Origin of the sequence: Haloflavibacter putidus (assembly GCF_006546625.1) — a bacterium.
Taxonomy (GTDB): domain Bacteria; phylum Bacteroidota; class Bacteroidia; order Flavobacteriales; family Flavobacteriaceae; genus Mesonia; species Mesonia putida.
The window spans coordinates 24,551-48,311 of the sequence record NZ_VIAR01000004.1 but is presented as its reverse complement, the minus strand read 5'-3'; the positions used below and the strand labels follow the sequence as shown (position 1 = coordinate 48,311).

21 protein-coding genes and 1 other RNA gene are annotated in these 23,761 nt (G+C 35.3%); 11 read left to right on the top strand and 11 right to left on the bottom strand.

Annotation, left to right across the window (positions count from 1 at the left end; all coding sequences use genetic code 11):
• Position 1: 1 nt before the first annotated feature.
• The 5 genes from FKR84_RS05265 to FKR84_RS05245 form a co-directional block, all read right to left on the bottom strand.
• Entirely contained in the window at positions 2–2,161 is a 2,160-nt protein-coding gene (locus FKR84_RS05265; RefSeq protein ID WP_141421252.1) for a M3 family metallopeptidase, read from the bottom strand.
• A gap of 217 nt (positions 2,162–2,378) precedes the next feature.
• On the bottom strand, positions 2,379–3,953 hold the full coding sequence (gene rny, locus FKR84_RS05260; RefSeq protein WP_141421251.1) for a ribonuclease Y: 1,575 nt from the start codon (positions 3,951–3,953) through the stop codon (positions 2,379–2,381).
• A 49-nt stretch (positions 3,954–4,002) separates the two neighbouring features.
• A non-coding RNA gene (ssrS, locus tag FKR84_RS05255) (6S RNA) lies at positions 4,003–4,111 on the bottom strand.
• Between the two features lie 55 nt (positions 4,112–4,166).
• Positions 4,167–4,460 carry a cell division protein ZapA gene (locus FKR84_RS05250; protein ID WP_141421250.1) on the bottom strand — a complete coding sequence of 98 codons (294 nt, stop codon included), beginning with the start codon at positions 4,458–4,460 and terminating at the stop codon, positions 4,167–4,169.
• Between the two features lie 5 nt (positions 4,461–4,465).
• Positions 4,466–4,756, bottom strand: a complete 291-nt coding sequence (locus FKR84_RS05245; protein ID WP_141421249.1) for a hypothetical protein — start codon at positions 4,754–4,756, stop codon at positions 4,466–4,468.
• Between the two features lie 343 nt (positions 4,757–5,099).
• Here FKR84_RS05245 and FKR84_RS05240 point away from each other — a divergent pair, with 343 nt between their 5' ends.
• Together FKR84_RS05240 and FKR84_RS05235 are read left to right on the top strand one after the other, a co-directional pair.
• Positions 5,100–6,797, top strand: a complete 1,698-nt coding sequence (locus tag FKR84_RS05240; protein ID WP_141421248.1) for a M23 family metallopeptidase — start codon at positions 5,100–5,102, stop codon at positions 6,795–6,797.
• Between the two features lie 11 nt (positions 6,798–6,808).
• The gene (locus FKR84_RS05235; RefSeq protein WP_141421247.1) at positions 6,809–9,274 is read left to right on the top strand and encodes a TonB-dependent receptor; all 2,466 of its coding nucleotides are present in this window, start codon (positions 6,809–6,811) and stop codon (positions 9,272–9,274) included.
• A 3-nt stretch (positions 9,275–9,277) separates the two neighbouring features.
• Here the strand turns inward: FKR84_RS05235 and FKR84_RS05230 are convergent, their stop codons facing one another.
• Positions 9,278–10,438, bottom strand: coding sequence for a cysteine desulfurase family protein (locus FKR84_RS05230; RefSeq protein ID WP_141421246.1), 1,161 nt, complete (start codon positions 10,436–10,438; stop codon positions 9,278–9,280).
• Positions 10,439–10,548: 110 nt separating this feature from the next.
• On the opposite strand from FKR84_RS05230, the gene FKR84_RS05225 reads away from it, so the two are divergent.
• A complete protein-coding gene (locus FKR84_RS05225; protein WP_141421245.1) occupies positions 10,549–11,547 on the top strand; it encodes a hypothetical protein in 999 nt (332 codons plus the stop codon).
• On the opposite strand, the gene FKR84_RS05220 is transcribed toward FKR84_RS05225, so the two are convergent.
• The gene (locus FKR84_RS05220) at positions 11,544–12,098 is read right to left on the bottom strand and encodes a Smr/MutS family protein (protein WP_317129104.1); all 555 of its coding nucleotides are present in this window, start codon (positions 12,096–12,098) and stop codon (positions 11,544–11,546) included. The two genes, FKR84_RS05225 and FKR84_RS05220, sit on opposite strands and share 4 nt — an antisense overlap.
• Positions 12,079–12,273 carry a hypothetical protein gene (locus tag FKR84_RS05215; RefSeq protein ID WP_141421244.1) on the bottom strand — a complete coding sequence of 65 codons (195 nt, stop codon included), beginning with the start codon at positions 12,271–12,273 and terminating at the stop codon, positions 12,079–12,081. Before FKR84_RS05215 ends, FKR84_RS05220 begins: the two co-directional genes overlap by 20 nt.
• Before the next feature lie 106 nt (positions 12,274–12,379).
• On the opposite strand from FKR84_RS05215, the gene FKR84_RS05210 reads away from it, so the two are divergent.
• Genes FKR84_RS05210 through FKR84_RS05200 form a run of 3 tightly spaced genes read left to right on the top strand, consistent with a single transcriptional unit; the run spans position 12,380 to position 14,909 of the window.
• Positions 12,380–14,278: a T9SS type A sorting domain-containing protein gene (locus FKR84_RS05210; protein ID WP_233357673.1), complete on the top strand. Its 1,899-nt coding sequence runs from the start codon at positions 12,380–12,382 to the stop codon at positions 14,276–14,278.
• 1 nt (position 14,279) lies between these two features.
• Positions 14,280–14,555 carry a DUF2752 domain-containing protein gene (locus FKR84_RS05205; RefSeq protein WP_141421242.1) on the top strand — a complete coding sequence of 92 codons (276 nt, stop codon included), beginning with the start codon at positions 14,280–14,282 and terminating at the stop codon, positions 14,553–14,555.
• A gap of 18 nt (positions 14,556–14,573) precedes the next feature.
• Positions 14,574–14,909: a CCC motif membrane protein gene (locus FKR84_RS05200; RefSeq protein WP_141421241.1), complete on the top strand. Its 336-nt coding sequence runs from the start codon at positions 14,574–14,576 to the stop codon at positions 14,907–14,909.
• 77 nt (positions 14,910–14,986) lie between these two features.
• Here the strand turns inward: FKR84_RS05200 and rocD are convergent, their stop codons facing one another.
• The gene (rocD, locus tag FKR84_RS05195) at positions 14,987–16,237 is read right to left on the bottom strand and encodes an ornithine--oxo-acid transaminase (RefSeq protein WP_141421240.1); all 1,251 of its coding nucleotides are present in this window, start codon (positions 16,235–16,237) and stop codon (positions 14,987–14,989) included.
• Between the two features lie 382 nt (positions 16,238–16,619).
• Here rocD and rlmD point away from each other — a divergent pair, with 382 nt between their 5' ends.
• From rlmD to FKR84_RS05180, 3 genes are read left to right on the top strand one after another with little or no spacing between them, the layout of a single operon-like run.
• Positions 16,620–18,032 (top strand): 23S rRNA (uracil(1939)-C(5))-methyltransferase RlmD, encoded by a 1,413-nt coding sequence (rlmD, locus tag FKR84_RS05190; RefSeq protein ID WP_141421239.1) that lies wholly within the window; start codon positions 16,620–16,622, stop codon positions 18,030–18,032.
• Complete coding sequence (locus tag FKR84_RS05185; RefSeq protein ID WP_141421238.1) at positions 18,029–18,547, top strand: DUF6452 family protein; 519 nt, start codon at positions 18,029–18,031, stop codon at positions 18,545–18,547. Before rlmD ends, FKR84_RS05185 begins: the two co-directional genes overlap by 4 nt.
• Positions 18,513–19,244: a DUF6048 family protein gene (locus FKR84_RS05180; RefSeq protein WP_141421237.1), complete on the top strand. Its 732-nt coding sequence runs from the start codon at positions 18,513–18,515 to the stop codon at positions 19,242–19,244. The genes FKR84_RS05185 and FKR84_RS05180 overlap by 35 nt, the downstream gene beginning before the upstream one ends.
• Here the strand turns inward: FKR84_RS05180 and FKR84_RS05175 are convergent.
• Positions 19,241–20,404 (bottom strand): THUMP domain-containing class I SAM-dependent RNA methyltransferase, encoded by a 1,164-nt coding sequence (locus FKR84_RS05175; protein WP_141421236.1) that lies wholly within the window; start codon positions 20,402–20,404, stop codon positions 19,241–19,243. The two genes, FKR84_RS05180 and FKR84_RS05175, sit on opposite strands and share 4 nt — an antisense overlap.
• A gap of 45 nt (positions 20,405–20,449) precedes the next feature.
• Here FKR84_RS05175 and FKR84_RS05170 point away from each other — a divergent pair, with 45 nt between their 5' ends.
• Both FKR84_RS05170 and FKR84_RS05165 read left to right on the top strand, forming a co-directional pair.
• Positions 20,450–21,190 carry a class I SAM-dependent methyltransferase gene (locus FKR84_RS05170; protein WP_141421426.1) on the top strand — a complete coding sequence of 247 codons (741 nt, stop codon included), beginning with the start codon at positions 20,450–20,452 and terminating at the stop codon, positions 21,188–21,190.
• Entirely contained in the window at positions 21,187–21,852 is a 666-nt protein-coding gene (locus FKR84_RS05165; RefSeq protein WP_141421235.1) for a ZIP family metal transporter, read from the top strand. Before FKR84_RS05170 ends, FKR84_RS05165 begins: the two co-directional genes overlap by 4 nt.
• 14 nt (positions 21,853–21,866) lie before the next feature.
• Here the strand turns inward: FKR84_RS05165 and serA are convergent, their stop codons facing one another.
• A complete protein-coding gene (gene serA / locus FKR84_RS05160; RefSeq protein ID WP_141421234.1) occupies positions 21,867–23,759 on the bottom strand; it encodes a phosphoglycerate dehydrogenase in 1,893 nt (630 codons plus the stop codon).
• Positions 23,760–23,761: the final 2 nt, after the last annotated feature.

The following is a 23,761-nucleotide window of genomic DNA, read 5'->3' as shown; positions in this document are numbered from 1 at the left end:
TTTATTGCTTTTCTTTAGGAACAGCAAAACCACGATCGCGCATTAAAGCATCTATTTTTGCCTCGCGACCTCTAAACTGTTTATAAGCCTCTGCAGGATCTATCGCATTTCTTGGCGCAAACAAATATTTTACCAATTTATGCGCTAGTTCTTTATCATAGAATCCGCCGGGAGCTTCCGCAAAAGCTTCTGCGGCATCAGAAGTTAAAACATCTGCCCACAAATAACCATAATAACCGGCTGCATAACCTTCTCCCGAGAAGATATGACCAAAATGCGGTGTGCGGTGACGCATTACAATCTGTTCTGGTAAACCTAAACTATCTAAAGTTTTCTTTTCAAACTCGGCTACATCAATATTTTCCGGATTTGCGGTGTGCAATTTCATATCTATCAAGGCAGAAGCTAAAAACTCTGTTGTAGCAAAACCTTGGTTAAAAGTAGCCGCTTTTTTAATTTTATTTACCAATTTTTGCGGAATTACCTCATCTGTTTTATAATGGCGCAAATATTTGTTAATCACCTTATCTGTAGAAAGCCAGCGCTCTAGCAATTGCGATTGAAACTCTGTATAATCGCGTACACCACCATTAAGCGTAGGATAATCTACCTCTGCAGACAAGAAGTGTAAAGCGTGGCCAAACTCGTGGAAAAATGTTTCGGCATCGTCCCAAGAAATTAAAACCGGTTCTCCCGGAGCAGGTTTTATAAAATTAGAATTATTTGAAGCCAACACGGGTTTATTTCCTTCTAAAGCAGTTTTGCTTCGGTAAGTGGTTGCCCAAGCGCCGGAGCGTTTTCCTTGGCGCGCATACGGATCTAAATACCACAAGCCAATAAGACTGTCGGTATCTTTTTTGTGCACTTCATAAACTTCTACATCTTCATGAAAAACCGGAACGCTACCGTCTGTAATCTTTTCAAATTTATAATCAAACAACTCCCCTGCCGTAAAAAACAAAGCTTGCTTTAAGTTGTCTAAAACCAAATATTCTTTAATTTCTTCGCTGTCTAAGTCGTATTTTTCTTTACGGACTTTCTCGGCGTAAAATCGATAATCCCACGGCTTGATTTTAATATCGTGCCCTAGCTTATCTGCCAGGTTTTGCATATCTACAATTTCTTCTTTAGCGCGTTCTACGGCTGCCGGCCAAACTTTCAACATCAAATCCATTGCTTGTTCGGGCTCTTTTGCCATTCTATTTTGCAAGCGCCACGAAGCAAAATTATCGTAACCCAAAAGTTCTACGCGCTCATCTCTAAGCTTTAAAATTTCTGCAATTATCGCTTTATTATCGTATTTATCATCGTTATCCCCACGCGAGTAATAGTTTTTCCAAACTTTTTCTCGCAATTCGCGATTAGTAGAATAGGTCAAAAAAGGATCCATAGAAGAACGCGTGTTGGTAATAGCATATTTCCCTTTTTTATCACGCTCTTCGGCGGAAGTGGCAGAAGCTTTTACAAAAGATTCGGGCAAACCGTCTATTTGATCTTTTTCTAAATAAACCACATAATTTTCTTCATCTGCCAAGACGTTGTTTGAAAAATCTGTATATAAACCGGAAAGTTCTTTTTGAATTTCGGCATAACGCTGTTTATCTTCCTTAGAAAGATTGGCGCCATTCATTGTAAAACGTTCGTAAATTAAATCTAACGTACGTTGTTTTTGCTTGCTTAATGAATCTTTTTGCGCTTGCTCATAAACACTTTTTATACGCTGAAAAAGCTTTTCGTTTTGTAAAATTTGCGATTGATAGTCGGCTATTTTTGGTGCCAAGTCTTTTTGCACAGCTCTAAAATCTTCTGAAGACAGGTTACTGCTATAAATTCCGTAGTAAGTAAAAGCCCTGTCCAAAGGTTTACCGGCTTTTTCCATTGCTACAATCGTATTCTCAAAGTTAGGTTTTGCCTCTTGGTTACTTATTGTATTTAATTGTTGCAAATGCATTTCCATACCTTTGGTAATGGCCGGTTTAATCATTTTTACCTGCATTTGGTCAAAGGCAGGAACTCCTTGATACGGACCATCCCATTTTTGTAATAATTCAGGCATATTTTGCGTTATTTCTTGTTTTTCTTTTTGCTTTTCGGAATTATTTTGGCACGCGCTAAACAGAATAAGCGCTGCAATTCCGAGACTCTTTGTGGTTGCTTTCATTATATTTTTTTAAAGTCTTAAAGATAAAATATTTTTTGAGATTGGCAGCTGTTTTCGCTTAGTGCTTTACGGAAATTAAAAAGCTTAGGTAAGCAAAACATTTAGATATCTATTCATTTTTATTAGCTATTCATCCTATTCCTTTACGGAAAAAAGTATAAAAAAAATCCGCTAATCATAAATTGATTAACGGATTTTAATTATATAATTATAAGCTTTACTTAGCTACATTTACCGCACGGGTTTCTCTAATTACCGTAATTTTTACCTGTCCGGGATAAGTCATATCTGTTTGAATTTTTTGCGAAATCTCAAAAGACAAGTTAGACGCTTTTTCATCGGATACTTTTTCGCTTTCTACGATAACGCGTAATTCGCGTCCGGCTTGAATAGCGTAGGCTTTTTTAACGCCAGGAAATTCAAATGCAATATTTTCTAAATCTTTTAAACGCTGAATATAAGAATCTAAAACCTGACGTCTTGCACCTGGTCTTGCACCACTAATAGCATCGCAAACCTGAATGATTGGTGATAAAAGAGAAGTCATTTCTATTTCGTCGTGGTGCGCACCAATAGCGTTGCAAACTTCTGGCTTTTCGCCAAACTTTTCTGCCCACTCCATTCCTAAAATAGCGTGAGGCGTTTCGGTTTCTGTTTCCGGCACTTTTCCTATATCGTGCAACAAACCGGCACGCTTGGCAAGTTTCGGGTTTAACCCAAGTTCTGATGCCATTACGCCACAAAGTTTAGCTACTTCTCTAGAGTGTTGCAAAAGGTTTTGCCCGTAAGAAGAACGATATTTCATACGACCTACAGTTTTAATCAATTCGGGATGTAAACCGTGAATTCCTAAGTCGATTACCGTTCGTTTTCCTATTTCTATAATCTCCTCGTTTATTTGCTTTTTGGTCTTTTTAACCACTTCTTCAATACGCGCCGGATGTATACGGCCGTCTGTCACCAATTTATGCAAAGACAAACGAGCTACTTCACGACGTACAGAATCAAAACAAGAAAGTATTATAGCTTCTGGCGTATCGTCTACAATAATCTCTACACCGGTTGCACCTTCTAAGGCTCTAATATTACGACCTTCTCTACCAATAATACGCCCTTTAACATCGTCACTTTCCAAATTAAATACAGAAACACAATTGTCTATTGCTTCTTCTGTACCAATGCGTTGTATGGTATTGATTACAATTTTCTTGGCTTCCTGTTGCGCCGTCATTTTAGCATCTTCAATCGTATCCTGAATAAGTGCCATTGCATCTGTTTTGGCAGACTCTTTTAAAGACTCTACCAGCTGCTTTTTGGCTTCTTCTGCGCTAAGACCGCTAATAACTTCTAACTGTTTTACTTTGGATTGATGCAGTTTTTCTACTTCATCTTGTTTTTTGTCTAAAACCTCGTTGCGTTGGTTGTAGTTATTTATTTTCTCTTCTAACTTTTTATTTAATTTCTTATTTTTAGAAAGCTCGTTAGAAACTTGCGATTCTTTATCGCGGGTGCGTTTTTCTGCTTCAGCTATTTTTTTATCACGGCCCATGATAACTTTTTCGTGCTCAGATTTAAGCTCGATAAACTTTTCTTTGGCCTGTAATATCTTATCTTTTTTCTTGCTCTCACCTTCTTGCTTAGCTTCTTTTAAGATACTTTCGGCTTCCTTTTTGGCATCGGCCAAAATAGAATTGGCATTATTTTCTTGTTTTTTGTTTGCTATTGTATAGCCAACCGCCGCACCAATAATAATTGCGACAATAGCTACTACTACTGTTATGATTATTTCCATAGATTATATTTAAATAAAAAAAGCCTGTATTGGCATTAGGTTTTGTATAAAACTCCGTTATATACAAGTTTAGGGCTAACAAATTGATCAAGGATCCGTTCTTAGACGGCGTGCTTTAACAATTTAGACTCACCCTTTTTAATTAGTAAGTGTTGAGTTTATCAAAAAAATAACCAATACAGGCAGTAAAACCTTGTTTTATTTTAAAGAACGCTATTGCGACAAATGTTTTTCTAGCATTATATTTAAAGCGTTTAGCTTTTCTTCTGCTTCTTCCACTTGTATGCTTTTATGTATAGATTGCTGCTCGGTCTTTCCTGCAAATTGTAAGGCACACATTGCCAAAACATCTTGCTTATCCCTAACGGCATAACTTTGCTCAAATTGTTTTATAACAGCTTCAATTTTTTTTGCCGCCTTGCGCAAACCTTCTTCTTGTTCTGGCACAATAGTTAACGGGTAAACCCGATCTGCAATAGAAATTTTTATTTTTAACTTTTCAGCCATTTATATTATTCTGAAAGTTGTACAATACATTGATCAATTTCTCGAATCAAGCTGTTTATTTTGAGTTTTGTATCTCTCTTAAATTCTTTACTGCCCAGCATTGCGTTTGCAGTTTTTAAAGACTGATTTTCTCTATTAATGCTTTCAATTTTTTCCTTCAGCTGCTTTTTTTCCGCTTCTTGCTGAAGTAAGTCTTCTTCTAACCGGCTATTTTTAAGCTCTAATCTTTCTTGCTTTTGCAATATTTGATCGATCTTATCTTCCAGAGAATTAACTATTTGCATCAAATCAACCATCTGCTTTCTCGTAATGCTTACACGCACAAAGTTAATATACCTTTGGCAATAAGCCAACAGTTTTTTTGCTAATTTTTTTAAAATAGCCCATTTCTATTCGGTAAAACCCACCAGCTAAAAAACCTAAATACGGCAGGTTTAGGCAATTGAATTAATAAATTAGCTGTATTGTGCTTTTTTAAAACGTTTTTCAGAAATAATTTAAAATATATTCCGTTTAACGCAATTGAGGGTAACAAATTTATTTTTAAATGTTCTGTAAAAATTATAAACAACTCACATTGCAATTTAAGATGTTTCCTTTATATTTATCGATTCCCCTGCAACATAAAGATAATACCGCATGAAAAAATTATGGCTTTTGGCCCTTTTAATTAGTGTGCAGTTCACCTATGCTCAGTCAGAACTGCCTCAAGATTATTTTGCTAATCCTTTAGACGTTCCGCTAATTTTGTCTGGTACTTTTGGCGAGTTGCGCTCTAACCACTTCCATAGCGGGATGGATATTAAGACAAAGCAACAAACCGGTTTAAAAGTTTTGGCTGCTGCCGAAGGTTATGTTAGTCGCATAAAAATATCGCATTTTGGTTACGGAAAAGCAATTTATGTGCAACATCCTAATGGCTACACGACCGTTTACGGACATTTAAACGGTTTTTCTTCTGCCATAGACAACTATGTCAAAAAGCGCCAATATGCAAAAGAAACTTACGAAATTGAACTTTTTCCCGAAGCAGGCGAATTGCCTGTAGAGAAACAAGAAATTATAGCATTTAGTGGAAATACCGGTGGTAGCGGCGGTCCACATTTGCATTTTGAAATAAGAGACGGCAACGCACGACCTATGAATCCGTTAGATTTTGGCTACGAAATAAAAGACACCAAATTTCCTACGGTAAAAAGTGTATATGCATATCCGCAAACCAATAATTCGCACGTAGACGAATCGGGTTTAACCCAAAAAATAAGGCTTATTCCCATAGCCAATAACGAGTATGTTGCAGAAACGGTGAACGCTTACGGTAAAATTGGTTTTGGCATAGAAACCATAGATCAATTAGATTATGCGGCCAATCATAACGGGGTATATAAGATTGAAAGTTACCTTAACGGAAATAAAATATTTTCGGTAAACTTTAATAAATTTTCCTTTGCGGAAAGCAGGTATATCAACAGGTTTTTAGATTATGCAATTTATAAAAACAAACGAAAAAAAATTCAGAAATTATTTTTACAAACCAATAATCCGTTAAGTATTTTAAAAAATGCCGAAAGAGAAGGTTTTGTAAATATAGAAGATAGTTTAAATTATAATTACACGATAAAGGTAAGCGATTTTGCCGAAAATACCACCACGGTAAAAATTCCTATAAGTGCAAAAGCTTTACCGGATACGCTTATTACAAAACCGGAAAAATTTGTGTCTGATTATCACATAAAACCCAACGAAGCCAGCGCTTTTGATATAGGAAAATTTGATATTTACATTCCAAAAAACGCCGTTTATGAAGACGTTTACATAAATATAATTCCGGAAGGTGAAAGTATTATTGTAGGAAAAAAAGATATTGCCCTGCATTATAATATGACCATAGGTTTTGATGTAAGCAAATACAGCGCAGAAGATAAAGACAAACTTTACATCGCAAGAGTAACCGACTGGGGAAAAGCATACTACGTTAGCACCTACAAAAAAAGAAACCGCTTTACCACCAAAACAAGAACTTTTGGTAAATACACTTTATTGTCTGATTGGGATGCACCAGAAATAACACCAGTAAATTTTAAAAATAAAAAATGGATGTCAAATTACCGTTACCTCAAATTTAAAGTAGAAGACAAAGAATCTGGCATTAGCAGCTATAGAGCAACCGTTAACGGAAAATTTATTTTGATGGAATATGATTATAAAACCGGAATGTTAATTCACGATTTTAACGATGACGTAATTAAAGAGACCAAGAACAATTTAAAGCTCATTGTTGTAGATAATGTTGGAAATAGTAGTACATTTGAGGGCACTTTTTTCAGAAAAAACTAAACTTTATACTTTTGAAAAACACTTATTTCCTAAGCATTTTATGCTGCCTTGTGCTTCCGTTTACAGCTTTATCGCAAACCGCTACCATTAAAGGAATTGTTTTTGACGAAAACAGAACACCAATTCCCGGCGCAAACGTGAGCTATTCGCAAAATGGCACAACTACCAACGCCAATGGTTTTTATTATTTAGAAATTCCGGCAAACCAAAAAGTAGAAATTTCTATTAGTTATGTTGGACTAAAAAAAATAAGTTTTACCCAAAATCTAAAATCCGGCGAAGAAATAGAGTTTAACCCTGTTTTAAAAAGCGATGTAGAACAAATTGGCGAGATTATTCTTACCGGAGAAAATAGAAAGCGCATAGAAGGCGTGGTAAATTTAAGTCCGGAAACGGTTCGTAAAATTCCCGGGGCCAATGCCGGCGTAGAAAACCTTTTAAAAACCTTGCCGGGCGTAAGTTCTAATAACGAATTGAGCACCCAATACTCGGTTAGGGGTGGTAATTATGATGAAAATCTTGTGTACGTAAACGAAATTGAAGTTTACAGACCGTTTTTAATCCGTTCCGGCCAACAGGAAGGTTTAAGTTTTGTAAACACAGATTTGGTTAGAAATGTAGATTTTTCTGCTGGCGGATTTCAAGCAAAATACGGCGATAAACTTTCGTCTGTTTTGGCTATAGATTATCGTAGACCGGTAGATTTTGGCGCCTCTTTAGAAATGAGTCTGTTGGGCGGTAGCGCTTCTATAGAAGGTGTTTCCGGCAACAATAAGTTTTCGGGTATTTTGGGTATTCGTTATCGGGATAATAGTTTGTTTGTAAATGCAAAAGAGACCGAAACTAACTTTAAACCACGCTTTGCAGATGCGCAAACCTATTTAACGTATCAATTCAGTAAAAAATTCGAATTGGGTTTTCTAGGAAATATTTCCATAAATAAATACGATTACGAGCCATTAACAAGACAAACCAACTTTGGCACTTTACAAGACCCCAGAGCTTTATTGGTTTTTTATGAAGGCCAAGAAAAAGACCAGTACGAAACTTATTTTGGCGCTCTAAAAGCTACTTATAAAGTGTCTGAAAATTATACTTCAAAATTAATTGCTTCGGTATACAACACCCAAGAGCAAGAACATTATGATATTTTAGGGCAGTATAGATTAGGTAATGTTAACACAGACATTAGCAGTAACGATTTTGGCGAGGTAGAGTTTAGCCAAGGCATTGGGTCGCAACTCAATCACGGCCGTAACGATTTGGATGCTTTGATTATGAATTTTCAACATCGGGGGACTTTTAAATATGACGAGCATCAAATAGATTATGGCATAAAATACACCCACGAAGATATTAGGGATAGAATTAGGGAGTGGGAAGTAATAGATTCTGCCGGTTTCTCTATTAGGCCGCCTTTAGAAGATTTTCAAAACAACGAACCCTACGAACCTTATACTGCACCAATAGAACCTTACAACAATGTAAGAGCTACCAACCAAACCAAAATAAACAGATTCCAAAATTTTATACAATGGAGCTACAACACTTCTTTAGGAAACAGCAAAGCTTGGTTTAATGCCGGCTTGCGTTCGCATACCTGGATTGTTGACGGAGAAAATATAGAGACAGAAACACAAACAGTTGTTAGTCCGCGGGCGCAATTTGCTTTAAAACCAAATTGGGAAACCGATATGCTTTTTAGGCTTTCGGGTGGTTTATATTACCAACCTCCATTTTACAGAGCTTTACGGAATGAAGACGGGCGCGTAATCCCTTCCGTAAAGGCACAACAATCTGCCCATATTGTTTTGGCTAATGATTTTAGTTTTAAAATGGGCGGGAGACCTTTTAAATTGGTTTCTGAAGCTTATTATAAGCATCTTACCAACGTAAATCCGTACACCATAGAAAATGTACGCATACGCTATGAAGCCAAAAATAACGCAAAAGCTTATGCTTACGGTTTAGATTTACGTCTAAACGGGGAGTTTGTTCCGGGTACAGAAAGTTGGGTAAGCTTGGGTTATTTAAAAACCGAAGAAAATATAAATAATCGCGGGTATATTGCACGACCAACCGATCAACGTCTAAAAGTTGGCGTACTTTTTCAAGATTATGTTCCTAAAATACCGGATTTAAAAGTGTATTTAAATTTGGTTTATAATACCGGTTTGCCGGGCGGCTCGCCAAATTATGCAGATCCGTACAATTACCAAAGCAGATTGCCGGATTATAGACGGGCAGATGTCGGATTTTCTTATGTTGTGGTAGATGAAAATAAAAAAGACAGCGTGCCAAACTGGCTTGCTGTCTTTAAAGAGTTAACAGTTGGTTTTGAAATATTTAATTTATTCGATAATCAAAATTCTATAACCAACACTTTTGTGAGGGATGTATATTCCAAACAAATGTATGCGGTTCCCAATTATTTATCTCCCCGCGTTTTTAATGTTCGTTTAGGAATGCGTTTTTAATTTTTATGCTGTTGCGGTTTCTTTAATATAATCTGAAAGCGTTTGTACAACATAATCTAAATCTTCTTTGGTGTTAAAACTCGAGAAAGAAAAACGTATAGATGGCCGGTTTAAATCTTCTTTTGGTAAAATAGCATTGAGTACGTGGCTTCCTTTTTCGCTACCACTTTGGCAAGCACTACCTTTAGAACAAGCAATACCTTTTAAGTCTAATTGAAAAAGCAACATACCGGCTTTTTCTGCAGAAATTGGTAAACATACATTTACAAGAGTATAGGTGCTTTTATCTAAAGAACCTGAAGTGCCGTTAAATTTAACGTTCGGTATATTAGCTTTAAGTTGCTCTATAAAATGCTTTTTAAGATTGGTGGTATAAGCTTTTTCTTCGGCTAAATTATCGTAAGCTATTTTAAAGGCTTCTGCCAAACCTACAATATTATGCACGCCTTCTGTCCCCGCTCTAACACCTCTTTCTTGTTCTCCGCCAAAAATTAAGGGTTTTACGCCGGTATTTTTCCGTACATACGCAAAACCAACGCCTTTTGGGCCGTGAAATTTATGTGCGCTAACCGCTGTAAAGTCTACCGGTAAAGCTTTTAAATCCATTTCATAATGCCCAATAGATTGCACGGTATCGCTATGAAACAATGCATTATATTCTTTACACAAATTGCCGGTTTTTTCAATATCCAGCATATTACCTATTTCGTTATTTATATGCATTAAACTCACCAAAGTTTTTTGGTTAGATGCTTTTAATCTTTTTTCCAAATCATCTAAATCTACATTGCCATCTTCTAATAAATCTACATATTCAATTTCTATATCGTGGCAATTTTTTAATTGAGCTACTGTATAAAGTACAGCGTGATGTTCTATTTTGGAAGTAATAATGCGTTTTACATCCAGATCTCTTATCGCGCTATTTAGGGCGAGATTATCTGCTTCGGTGCCGCCGGAAGTAAAAATAATTTCAGATGCAGAAACATTTAGATATTTTGCAATAGTTTTACGGGCATCTTCTACAATAGCCTTGGCAGAGCGACCAAAAGTATGCGTAGAAGAAGGATTACCAAAGGTAGAATGTAATACATCTGTCATTCTATCTACTACCTCTTTGCGCATTTGAGTAGTGGCTGCGCTATCTAAATAAACATTTTTCATAACTTTTTTCTACAATTTTCTACAAAACTAAAACATTTAAATATATTTTAAAGTTTAACCATTATAAATCTACTTTATGTTTAATTTTGTCTTCTAAATTAATTAAGTCGATGAAAAAAATACTGTTTTTATTATTCAGCATAGGTTTTTTAACTGCTTGTGATGATGGCGATATTATAGTTACCACTTTCAATTTTGATAACGAAACTCAACTAAATGCTTGCAGAGAAAATCAAGGTTTTGATTCTGAAGGTAATACACTAGAAGAAACAGATGAAAATATATATATACTTTATACCACCAATAACGAGCCCAACGAAAGTATTTCGCTAAGTATTAACCAAGATTTTACCGGTAAATTTGAAGGACTTACCTCGGCAGATACTTTAAATATTCAGTTAAATGCTAATAACAAAATAGTTTACCGCACGTATACCGGATCTATAAATGGCAACCAATATTTTTGCGGAGATTTACCTCCTAGTAATCCTAAGGTAATTGAGGAGTATACTAGCGCTATTGGCGGAAGTGTACAATTAATTACTACAATTATTAACCAAGACGATAACGATGGCGTAGAGAAAGAGTTGGAAGATTTAAATAATAACGGAAATTATTTTGACGATGACACCGATAATGACGGAATTCCTAATTTTTTAGATACCGATGACGATAACGACAATGTACCAACACAAGTAGAGATAGAAGTTGATGCTCCTATTCTTACAGAAAATGATTTTCCAGATACCGATGGCGATGGCATACCCAACTATTTAGATGAAGACGATGATAACGATGGTACAATTTCGCGTTACGAAGATTTAAACGCTTACGTAAATGCAGATAGTGATGGCAACCCAATATTAAACCCACAAGACGATGATACTAACGATAACGACATACCCAATTATTTAGATCCCGAAGATTCTGAGGAATTGGAAATAGATATTTTTCGTGATAACATAATAAGTCGCACATTTAGAACTCGAGTTGTAGCCAAAAATATTACTATGCAAAGCACGTATAGTAACGAGGTGATTGTTTTAGAAACGCTGGTACTCGGTTATCTAGATGTAACATCTAACAATGAGATAATTGTGCCTGATTAAGCATTTTGAAAAATATAAACTTCGGTAGCACCAAAACCATATTTTTTAAAATCGGCTTCATAAAATTTGAGGTTGTCGTACCGGCTTAAAACCGTTTCTAATTCGGTTTTTAAAACCCCTTCTCCTACCCCGTGAATAAAAACTACTTTAGGGATACGCTTTCTAATAGCAAATTCTATCTGGCTTCTAGCGGTATCTAATTGAATGTTTAGCATATCAAAATTAGACATTCCTTTTACAGAATTCACTAAATTGTGAATATGCAAATCAACTTCCATAGGCGGAGCCGTGCCCTTCTTAGATGGTTTAACCGATTTTTTGGGATTTTCCTTCTTAATTCTTTTGGCTTTTAAATTTTCCAAAAGATCTTCTTGTTTGATAGAAAGTGGTTTTTTCGGCTTTAGAATTAGCTGCTCCTCCGTAAAATCCATAATAAAACCATCGGTTGTTTCAATACTTATCAGATTGTGGTCTATAAATTTCACCTTTCCGGAAATAGCTTCGTCCAAAACTTCTACCGCATCGCCCACTTTAATCATTTTCTTCATCATTAACATCTCCTTTATTATCTTTTACCCACTTTTGTGTAGCATTGTATAAGCCATACATCAGCAAAATAAGACCGATAATCTTAATGTAAACATTATCTGAGGCGGTAATTACCGCATATAATAAAAGTGCACTACCCGCTACAATGATAAGTGTATTAAGCAATTGTGAATTCATAAGACCAAGTAATTTTAAATTATTTTTAAGAAAACAATCTAATAATTCAGATAATTTTCATACATTATCATCACAAATGTATTATTTTTGTATAAAATTAGTGTCCATGAAAAAAATTTCTACTCTATCTTTTCTATTATTTGTTGGATTTATTGGCTTTGCCCAACTAACAGTAAAGCCAACTAGCTATGCCAATGAAGCTACAGAAGATTCCAAAGATTTTTACATTTACGTAAAAGGTACTGTAGTTAGTGTAGAAGGAAATACAGAATTAACAAAAAACAACGATACAGACATAGCCAGTATTTACCTTAGGGAAAAAGGCCAGTTTGTTCAAAAAGACGAAAGCAGCCCTAATTCTGGCACCGGTTTACTTTCTGTATACCAAGAAGGTACTAGTGATGCTTATGCTTATAATTACTGGGGTTCTCCTGTAGGTGTTTTAATGGGAAATGAAACTGGAGCCGGCAATAAAAGTTTTGGAATTCAAGCTTTAGAAGATCCTAATACTACTTTGGCAAGTTTTCCTGCCAATATAACTGGTAATTACGAAGGTTCTACCAATCCGTTAACAATTTCTAGACGCTGGATTTACAAATTTATTGGCACCGGTGATGACGAATATTTTAGTTGGATACAAGTAGGAGCTAATTATGGCATAAATCCGGGAGAAGGCTTTACTATGAAAGGAGTAGATGGTACAGATCCAAACATAGTAAATGGCGTGCAAAATAATCCCGGCAGTAATCAACGTTATGATTTTAGAGGAAGGCCAAATAATGGTTTAATAGAGTTAACCCCGGCAACCACTGAAGGTGAAATGATGATTGTAGGTAACCCATATCCTTCTGCTATAAATTTAAATTACTTTTTAATAGAAAATTCCGGTAACGGTACTTTTTCTTGCGGTTCTGAAACTATTCAAAGAAGAAATGCTACAACGGGAATCGCATATTTCTGGGATAGTGACCCAAGCGTGCAATCGCATTATGTAGCAGATTACGTAGGTGGTTATGCTGCTTACTCTACTGGAGGAGATTGTAATTCTTCTGGCGTTTATACGCCGCCGGTTTTTTATAATTATACCTCTGCGGGCGAAATTATTGTAGGAAGCGGAGAGACGCAAACAGCGGATGAAAAAGCTAACAGAAGATTTCTTCCTATTGCACAAGGTTTTAAATTAAACGCTCCTGCGGGAACTATTGCTCCGGTTCAATTTAGCAATGCACAACGAGTATTTGTAAAGGAAGGAGTTAGCAATGAATCATATTTTGATAGAGCTGCAAATAGCCAAACACAAACGCAAGAATACGCTCCTAATGTGGTTCCTAAAATGCGTGTTAATATAGAATTTAACGAGGCGTATACGCGACAAATGGCAGTAGCATTTTCAGATAATGCCACTACGGGTTACGATATAGCTATGGATGCTGCCAACACAGATGGATTAGGCTCAGATGCCGGTTCTTTGTTAAACGGGAGTAACTATGTGATAGATATTAGACCGTATGATGAAGAAGATGCAATTCCGTTATTTTTGACTTTATCAAACCAATCGGATATTGCAATTAATATCAACAATTTCGAAAATTTTGATACAGATAACGTATTTTTATACGATACAGAAACAGACCAATACTATTCAATTAAAAACGATTACTTCTACATAACTTTACCGGAAGGTGATTACTCTGGCAGGTTTGAACTTAGATTTCAAGATGACAGTAGTCTTTCTGTGGAAGATGAAATTGCAGATAACTTTGTAGTCGTGCAAAACAACCCTGCACAACAATTAGAGATTTACAATCCTAAGTTTATGGATGTACAAGCGGTTAGCGTTTTCGATATGACCGGAAAACAAATTTTAAACAAACAAAATGTAGGAAACAACGAGCGTTTTTCTTTTTCTACCCAAAATTTAGCGCAAGCTATTTATGTAGTAAAGATTACAACAGTTAAAAACAATACTCTTACCAAAAAAATCACCGTATTTAAAGGTAGATAAGATGGAAGACTATATGCTCTCGTGCTACTCTAATAAGTATTTTGGAGTTCAATGCCCGGGATGCGGCGGACAAAGAGCTTTGGCATTTCTCCTTGACGGGGAATTTGTCAAAGCTTTTTTTATGTACCCACCTTTATATTCGCTTATTCCATTATTTCTTTTAATTGCAATCAATTTATTTGTAAAGCTCAAAAATTTCGATAAAATAATATCTATATTAGCAATAATTAACGTATTAATAATAATCGCTAACTATGCTTACCACCAAATCTATTAACAACTAAAATTATCTTTTATGGAAAATCAAAAACTACCTAATGCTACTATTGCCTTAGTACTAGCAATCATCTCGTTTATTGGTTGCTGCTTTTGGGGCCTTGGCGGAATTATCTTAGCAGGAATCGCCTTGTATTTAGCCAATCGCGATAAAGCTTTATACATACAAAACCCCGAATTTTATGATAATTATGGCCAAGTAAAAACAGCACGTATTTTGGCTATTATCAGCCTTGTTTTAAGTGCGTTAACTTTAATAACTATGATCGTAACCCTTATATCTCTGGGTGGCATAGAAGCTTATTTTGATATGATTGAAGAAATGCAAAGAGAATACGGACAACAAGTTTCTTAGTGAATTTATTTAAAATAGAGCATAAAAAAATCCGGCAAGTTCTTGCCGGATTTTTTTTATTTATAAAAGTTTATACCTTAAATTTTTCCTTCAAAACTATCTAAAGTTTTTGTGATTATAGAAATACAATCTCTCAATTGCTCTTCTGTAATTACCAAAGGTGGTGTAAATCTAATAATATTACCGTGGGTTGGTTTTGCCAACAAACCGTTTTCTTTTAGCGCCATACAAATATCCCAAGCGGTAGAACTATCTTCTGTATCGTTAATGATAATTGCATTCATCAAACCTTTACCTCGAACTTTATTAACTACCGAAGAGTTTTCGATATACTTGTTTAATTCACTACGGAACAACTCTCCCAGTTTCATTGAATTCTCTGCCAGGTTTTCATCTTTAACCACTTGCAAAGCAGCAATAGCAACAGCTCCTGCAACAGGATTACCACCAAAGGTAGAACCGTGCTGGCCTGGTTTAATCACATTCATTACCTCATCATTGGCTAAAACAGCAGATACAGGATAAAGACCACCCGATAAAGCTTTCCCTAAAGTTACCATATCCGGTTTTACATTTTCGTGATCTACTGCCAATAATTTTCCGGTACGGGCAATACCACTTTGTATTTCGTCTGCAATAAACAATACGTTATGTTTTTTACATAATTCTTTAGCCTTTTTCAAATAACCTTCAGAAGGAACATAGACACCAGCTTCTCCTTGAATTGGTTCTACTAAGAAACCTGCAATATTATCGTTTGCTTCCAAAGTTCTCTCTAAGGCCTCTGTATCGTCATACGGTATTTTTAAGAAACCCGGAGTATAAGGACCAAAGTCTTTTCTGGCTTCTTCATCATTACTAAAAGAAATAATAGTAGTAGTTCTACCGTGAAAGTTATTTTCTGCAACTATAATTTGTGCATCTTTTTCTTTTACACCTTTCTTTTCATACGCCCATTTACGACAAATTTTTATAGCAGTTTCAACAGCTTCAGCCCCGGTATTCATTGGTAGAAGTTTATCAAAACCAAAATATTCTGTAGCAAATTTTTCGTATTTCCCCAATACATCGTTATAGAATGCGCGAGAAGTTAACGCCAAAGTTCCGGCTTGGTCTGTCATTGCCTTTAGAATTTTAGGATGACTATGACCTTGATTTACCGCAGAATAAGCTGCCAAAAAATCGTAGTAGCGTTTTCCTTCTACGTCCCACATATAGACTCCTTCGCCTTTACTTAACACAGCAGGTAAAGGGTGATAGTTATGCGCTCCGTACTTTTCTTCTACCTCAATTGCGTGTTGTGATGATTTAATTTCTAAAACTGACATTCTTTTATCTTTTCAATTTTTACTTTATCGATTCCTACTTAAAAAGCTATTTTAAGCCCATTTTGGAGAGAAATCATCCAAAAGCGCAAATTACTAAATATGCCGCACTTATAAAACAGATTGCTTATTACTTAGCATAATTTTAAACAATTATTCTATCCTAAGTTTTTTTGTAATTTTTACTGAAAAGCGGGTTTTTGTTTTTTGCTTCATATACGTAAAGAATTAATTTATTGATAAAGACTAAAAAATTCAAAATTTAACGCATACAGCGTAAAGCGTAAAGCGTATAGCTATTTTCTATTTCCCATCCTACAAATAATAATTACAGTTTTAAAGCTGGATAAAAGCGCTAATTCAATATTCTTACTATTTTTGTGGTATGGCAAGAAAAAACAGAAAAAAAGAGTTTGAAGCAATTGAAGTTACTGGCGCTGGCGCTAAAGGAAAAGCAATTGCAAAATCTCCAGACGGCAGGGTTATTTTTATAGACCACGCTGTACCCGGCGATGTAGTAAATCTAAAAACTTACAAAAAAAGAAAAGCGTATTACCACGCCAAAGTCACCAGTTTTGTATCCTATTCCGATAAACGCACCGAACCGGTTTGCCAACATTTTGGCACTTGTGGTGGCTGCAAATGGCAAAATATGGATTACAAGTACCAATTGGAAACAAAACAAAACGAGGTGTTCAATAACCTAAAAAGAATTGGAAAAATAGAGCTGCCGGAAATCACTCCAATTTTAGGCAGTGAAGAAATCTATTTTTACCGAAATAAAATGGAGTTTTCTTTTAGCGACAGCAGATGGCTTACCTTAAATGAAATTAATAGCGGAAAAGAAATTGAAGATAAAAACGCATTAGGATTTCACATTCCGGGAATGTGGGATAAGATTTTGAATATTCAAAAATGTCATCTACAGGAAGATCCGAGCAACGCTATTAGAAACGAAGTTCGGGATTTTGCCACCCAAAACAATATTTCTTTTTTTAATGCCCGCGATAAAAAAGGTCTTCTACGCACCTTAATGATTAGAACTTCCTCTACCGGCGAGCTTATGGTTTTGGTGCAGTTTTTTTATGAAGACAAACACAATCGGGAATTATTATTAAATTTTATAGCAGAACGCTTTCCGGAAATTACCGCTTTGCTTTATGTAGTTAACGAAAAAGGAAACGACACTATTTACGACCAGGAAGTTGTTTGCTACAAAGGCCGCGATCATATTTTTGAAGAGATGGAAGGTTTGCGTTTTAAAATAAATGCCAAATCTTTTTACCAGACCAACTCGCAACAAGCTTACGAATTGTATAAAATTACGCGTGATTTTGCCGATTTAAACGAAGAAGATTTGGTGTACGATTTATATACCGGCACCGGCACAATTGCACAATTTGTTGCAAAAAAAGCTAAAAAAGTAGTAGGTGTAGAAGCCGTGCCCGAAGCTATAGAAGATGCCAAGAAAAACGCCGAATTAAACAATATTGATAATGTAGCTTTTTATGCCGGCGATATGAAAAAAGTATTTACAGATACTTTCATAGAAGAAAACGGCAAACCGGACGTTATTATTACAGACCCTCCACGAGACGGCATGCATAAAGATGTGGTTGCACAAATAATTAAAATTTTACCAAAACGTATTGTTTACGTTAGTTGCAACAGCGCCACACAAGCTCGGGATTTGGCTTTGTTAGACGAACATTATAAAGTAAGTAAAGTACAACCGGTAGATATGTTTCCGCAAACGCACCACGTAGAGAATGTGGTTAGATTAGACAGACGCTCATGAAAAAGATAATTTTTCTTTTGGTCGGTATTTTTTTAACGCTCTCTTTTGGTTGCGAAAGAGACGATATTTGCGCCGAAACAACTATTACCACTCCAAAATTGGTAATAGTTTTTAGAGATGCAGAAGACCCTACCAAAACTAAAAAAGTAGAAAATTTTAACGCAAAAGCAATTGGCGAAGAAAATTTTTATTTTGAAACTCCCGTTAACGATACAATCGTAAAATTGCCGCTAAAGACAAGTATGGGAAATACACGTTATCAGTTTGTATTTAACTACACAGAAAACACCGAAGAAGAAGATACGCCAGAACCAAATCCCGATGAAATAAACTTTATTTACACTCCCGTAGATGCTTTTGTAAGCAGAGCTTGCGGTTATAAAACCGAATTCTTAGAATTAGATGCAAACCTTATTGGCGAGCAAAACGATGCCAATTGGATAGACAACATAAATGTACAACAACCAAATAATATTGTAAATGAATTTACAACGCACCTTTATATTTATCATTAGTTTGGTTGTAGGCATTTGTCAAAAAACAAATGCGCAAAACCAACAAGATACCCTTAAAGACTCTTTGGTGCTTCAAGACAAATACGGCATTAGGGTTGGCGCAGATTTAAGCAAACCCATTAAAACCTTGTTAGACGATAATTATACAGGTTTTGAACTTATTGGCGATTACAGATTTTTAAAGAATTTTTACGCTGCCGCGGAAATTGGAAACGAGAAATACCATTACACAGAACCTTATTTAGACATTACCAGCAAAGGAAGTTATGCGAAAATAGGCGTTAATTACAACACCTACGAAAACTGGCTCAATATGCAAAACGAGATTTATGTTGGTTTACGATATGGTTTTGCCACGTTCTCGCATACTTTATATCGCTATAATATTTATACGGCAGATAATTATTTTGGAGTAGACACCCGCGAGGTAAACCAAGATTTTAACGACTTGTCCGCGCATTGGGCAGAACTACAATTGGGTTTAAAAGCAGAGCTTTTTAATAACCTCTTCTTGGGTGTTCACGTACAAATAAAACAGCGCGTAACCGCTACTGAGCCAGATAATTTTGATAATTTATTTATTCCGGGTTTTAACCGTACTTACGGTAATAGCAGTTTTGGTGTAGGTTGGGGCTATTCGCTTTCTTATTTAATTCCTATTTATAAAAAAGAACATAAAAAGAAAATACCCGATTAATCGCTTTCTTTTTTAGCTTTTTTAGAACCTTCGTAAATTTCATATTTCAAAAAGCGCGATTCTAATTTACCATTGTATAGTTTAATTTTTTTAGAAGGTCGTAAACCTACATTTTTAATAGCTTCTAAATTAGAAACAATAAACCAAGCCTGCGTCTCGTGGTAATTCCGTTTTAAGGTATTGCCTATATCTTCATAAAATTTCTCTAGATTAAGCAGTTCTAAACGTTCGCCGTAAGGCGGATTAAAAACCATATGTAACGGTCCATTCACCGGTTTTTCTGTACGGAAAAAATCGCACTGTTCAATTTCAATAAAGTCTGATAAATTGGCATTTTTTACATTTTCTACAGCTTTATAAACAGCCGAAGAAGCTTTGTCGTAACCAATAATTTTGTGTTCAAATCCGCGTATTCTATTCAGTAAAGATTCTTCTATTTTTTCGAATAACTCTACATCCCAATTTTTCCATTTTTCAAAACCAAATTCTTTTTTATTTAAGTTTGGCGGAATATTACAAGCAATCATTGCAGCTTCTACCAAAATGGTACCGCTACCACACATGGGGTCTAGAAAATCTGAACGGCCGTCCCAACCGGAAAGCATTAACATTCCTGCTGCCAAAACTTCGTTTATTGGCGCAAGATTGGTAGCAGAACGGTAACCCCTTTTATGCAAAGATTGCCCGGAGCTATCTAAAGAAACCGTGCAATACTTATCTTCTATATGAATGTTTATGCGTAAATCTGGATAATCTAAATCTATACTTGGCCTGTGACCGGTTTTCTCCCGAAATTGATCTACAATAGCATCTTTGGTTTTTAAAGCTATAAATTTGCTATGGGTAAAAACCTTAGAATGCACGGTAGAATCTATGGCCAAAGTTTGGTTGGCACTCAAATAATCACTCCAATCTATAGTGCGTATTTTGTTATAGAGGTCTTCTTCCGTAAAGACTTTAAAACTTCGTATTGGTTTTAAAATTTTTATAGCCGTGCGTAAAGCTAGATTGGCTTTATACATAAAACCTTTATCGCCCACAAAAGTCACGTTTCTTACGCCCTTTTTAACATCCATCGCACCGAGGTTACGCAATTCTTTTTCCAGCAAATCTTCAAACCCATATAAGGTTTTTGCCAACATTTTATAATTATTTCCCATAGCAATAAGTTATCTTCGCACAAAAATACATTAATTTTGCGGCCTATGGTTATGCAGACAAAAAATTGGTACTCTTCTTGGTTCAACACCAAATATTACCACATTCTATACGGAAATCGAGATTTTAAAGAAGCACAACTCTTTATGGATAATTTGTTGCGTTATCTAGATTTGAAAAAAAACGCTTCTATTCTAGATTTGGGCTGCGGCAAAGGCAGGCATTCTATTTACCTTAATGAATTGGGCTACCAAGTTACCGGTATAGATCTATCTGTTAATAATATTGAAACGGCCAAAAAACACAGCAACCAAAGTTTAAATTTTCTCGTACACGATATGCGTGTTCCTTTACAAGAAAATTTTGATGTGGTGTTTAATTTGTTTACAAGCTTTGGTTATTTTGAAGACGAAAAAGACAATTATGCCACCATTAATGCTATTAAACAAGAATTAAAACCAGGCGGTTGTGGCGTAATAGATTTTATGAATGCCCAACGAAGCATTAAAAATTTAGTGCCGCAAGAGGTAAAAACCGTAGAAGGAATAAATTTTCATATTTCGAGAAAAGTAGAAAACAACTTTATTATAAAAACGATAAATTTTGAAGACAAAGGCGAGCATTTTACCTTTGTGGAAAAAGTAAAAGCTTTAACCTTAAAAGATTTTAAAACCTATTTTGAAGCCGCAGGAATGCACTTAAAAGCTTATTTTGGCGATTATGACTTAAATTCTTTCGATGAAGAAAAATCAGATCGTTTAATTTTAATTTTTGACACCAACGAATGAGTTTTATTTTACCAATTTTGGCGGTAGTAATCGGTTTTTTAATCGCTTATTTTATTAAAACCGGCAAAGCTGCCATACAATTGTTGCTATCATTTAGTGGCGCTTTATTGCTGTCTATAACAGTGTTTGAGTTTTTACCAAAAGTTTACCAATCCTACTCTAAAACCGTTGGGCTTTTTATAATGATTGGTATCTTATTGCAAGTGTTTTTAGAGTTTTTATCGCGTGGTGCAGAACACGGCCATATGCACCAAGACCCTAATCAAAAAAACTTTCCTTATTTGCTTTTTATAAGTTTGTGTATTCATGCGCTTATAGAAGGATACCCCTTGCACGAAAATGAACATTTGCTTTTCGGAGTAGTAATTCATAAAATTCCGGTGGCAATAATCATCTCTACTTTTTTACTGAAAGCAAAGCTAAGTCGCACAAAATCTATTTTATTTCTAGTAATTTTTGCTTTAATGACACCTATAGGAAGCTATGTAAACCAACATTTTGAAGAATTAAAACATATTGAAAAATACATTCATGCGTTAGTTATTGGTATATTTTTACATGTTTCTACAACAATTTTGTTTGAATCTTCTAAAAACCATCAATTTGATTTTTCTAAAACCTTATCAATTATTTTAGGGATTTGTATTGCATATTTTTTGTAAATTATCTCAAGCATTTAATACAACACCCGAAATTTAATTGTGCCTTCTAAAGATTTTAATTTATTTACCACTGCTTCATCGTAAGCTTTGTTTACATCTGTAATAACATAGCCAATTTGCTGATTGGTTTTAAGGTATTGCCCATCAATATTTATATTGTGCTGCCCAAATATAGAATTTATCTCGGCCAAAATTCCCGGACGGTTGTAATGTATATGCAGCAAACGGTGGGCATCTTGTAACTGCGGCAATTGTAAATTAGGAAAATTAACACTGCTCGTGCTACTTCCTGTATTTACGTACTTAATTATTTTATTAGCAACAAAATTGGCAATATTTTCTTGAGCTTCTATTGTACTACCACCAATATGTGGCGTTAGTATAACATTTGGCATACCTTGTAAAACAGAAGTAAATTTTTCTTGATTGGTTTTGGGTTCTTCGGGGAAGACATCTATTCCTGCTCCGGCTAGATTGCCGCTTTCAAGTGCTTTTTTTAAGGCATTTAAATCTACAACCTCTCCCCTACTCAAATTCAGTAAAATACTACCTTTTTTCATCGCGTTTAATTCTTCTTCGCCAAGAAGATTTTTATTTTCAGTTTTTCCCTCTACATGCAAACTAATAATATCGCAGGTTGTTAAAAGCTGTTTCAGGCTTTTGCATTTGGTTACATTGCCTAAAGGGAGTTTGTCTACGATATCGTAATAATAAACATCTAGCCCCATATTTTCTGCCAAAACAGAGAGTTGAGCACCAATATTTCCATAACCAATTATTCCTAACTTTTTACCGCGAATTTCATAGCTGTTTTGTGCAGATTTCTGCCAATTACCATCTTGCATTGCTTGCATTTTTGTTGGTAAGTTGCGCAATAGGAATATAATTTCGCCAATTGCTAATTCTACCACAGACCTAGTATTGCTAAATGGCGCATTAAACACCGAAACTCCTTTTTTGGCACAAGCTTCTAAATCTATTTGGTTAGTGCCGATGCAAAAAGCACCAACGCCAATAAGACGTTTTGCTTGTTTTAAGACTTTTTCTGTTAGTAGGCTTTTTGAACGTATTCCTAATATAGAGACATCTTTTATTTTTTCGGCTAATTCTGCTTCGTCTAAAGCAGTTGATAAAGATTCTATTTGATAGCCTTCTTCTTCAAAAATCTTTTTAGCATCTGCGTGTATATTTTCTAACAATAAAACCTTAATCCGGTTTTTAGGATAAGAGAGAGTTCTATTCATTTGGTGTACGTATAAAAATTCGTCTAAACTAGGTGTAATATGATCCGCTTTGTGCATTACTTTTTCGCGGGCAACGTTTTCTGTAAAGGCGTAAAATTTATTGGCTAAGCCGGCTGCCTTCATTTCATAATCAGTATAACCATCGCCTACCACATAAACATCGCCTTGCAAATCGAGCTGCTGTAAAAGTTTTACTTTACCATTGTTGGTAGACAAAATGTTATCTTCATCAAAACCAGTAATATTTCCTTCTTTATCGTAGGTAAATGTATTGGCGTAGACATTTTTGGCGCTAAGGCCTAAACGTTCTACTACCGGAATAATAAAATCTTTAAATCCGCTGGAAACAATATAAATAGAATTTTTGTACTGCGTAAAAAAAGTAGGATTTCTGTTAAAAGAAGTACTTATTTGTTTTTGAAGTCGCACAATTAATAATTTTAAATGGTCTTTATTAGCCGGTAATAATGCCAAACGCTTCTCTAAAGATTCCCGAAAAGAAATATCGCCTTGCATAGCCTTTTCTGTTAAGGTTTCTATCTTTTCTAAGATCTTCTTTTTGTTTGGTTTGTTATGTAGCGCAATTTCGGCAAGTGCTTCTAATCCTTCTACTTTGGTAAAAGTACTGTCAAAATCTATTATAAAATTTTTATTCTCCGCCATTT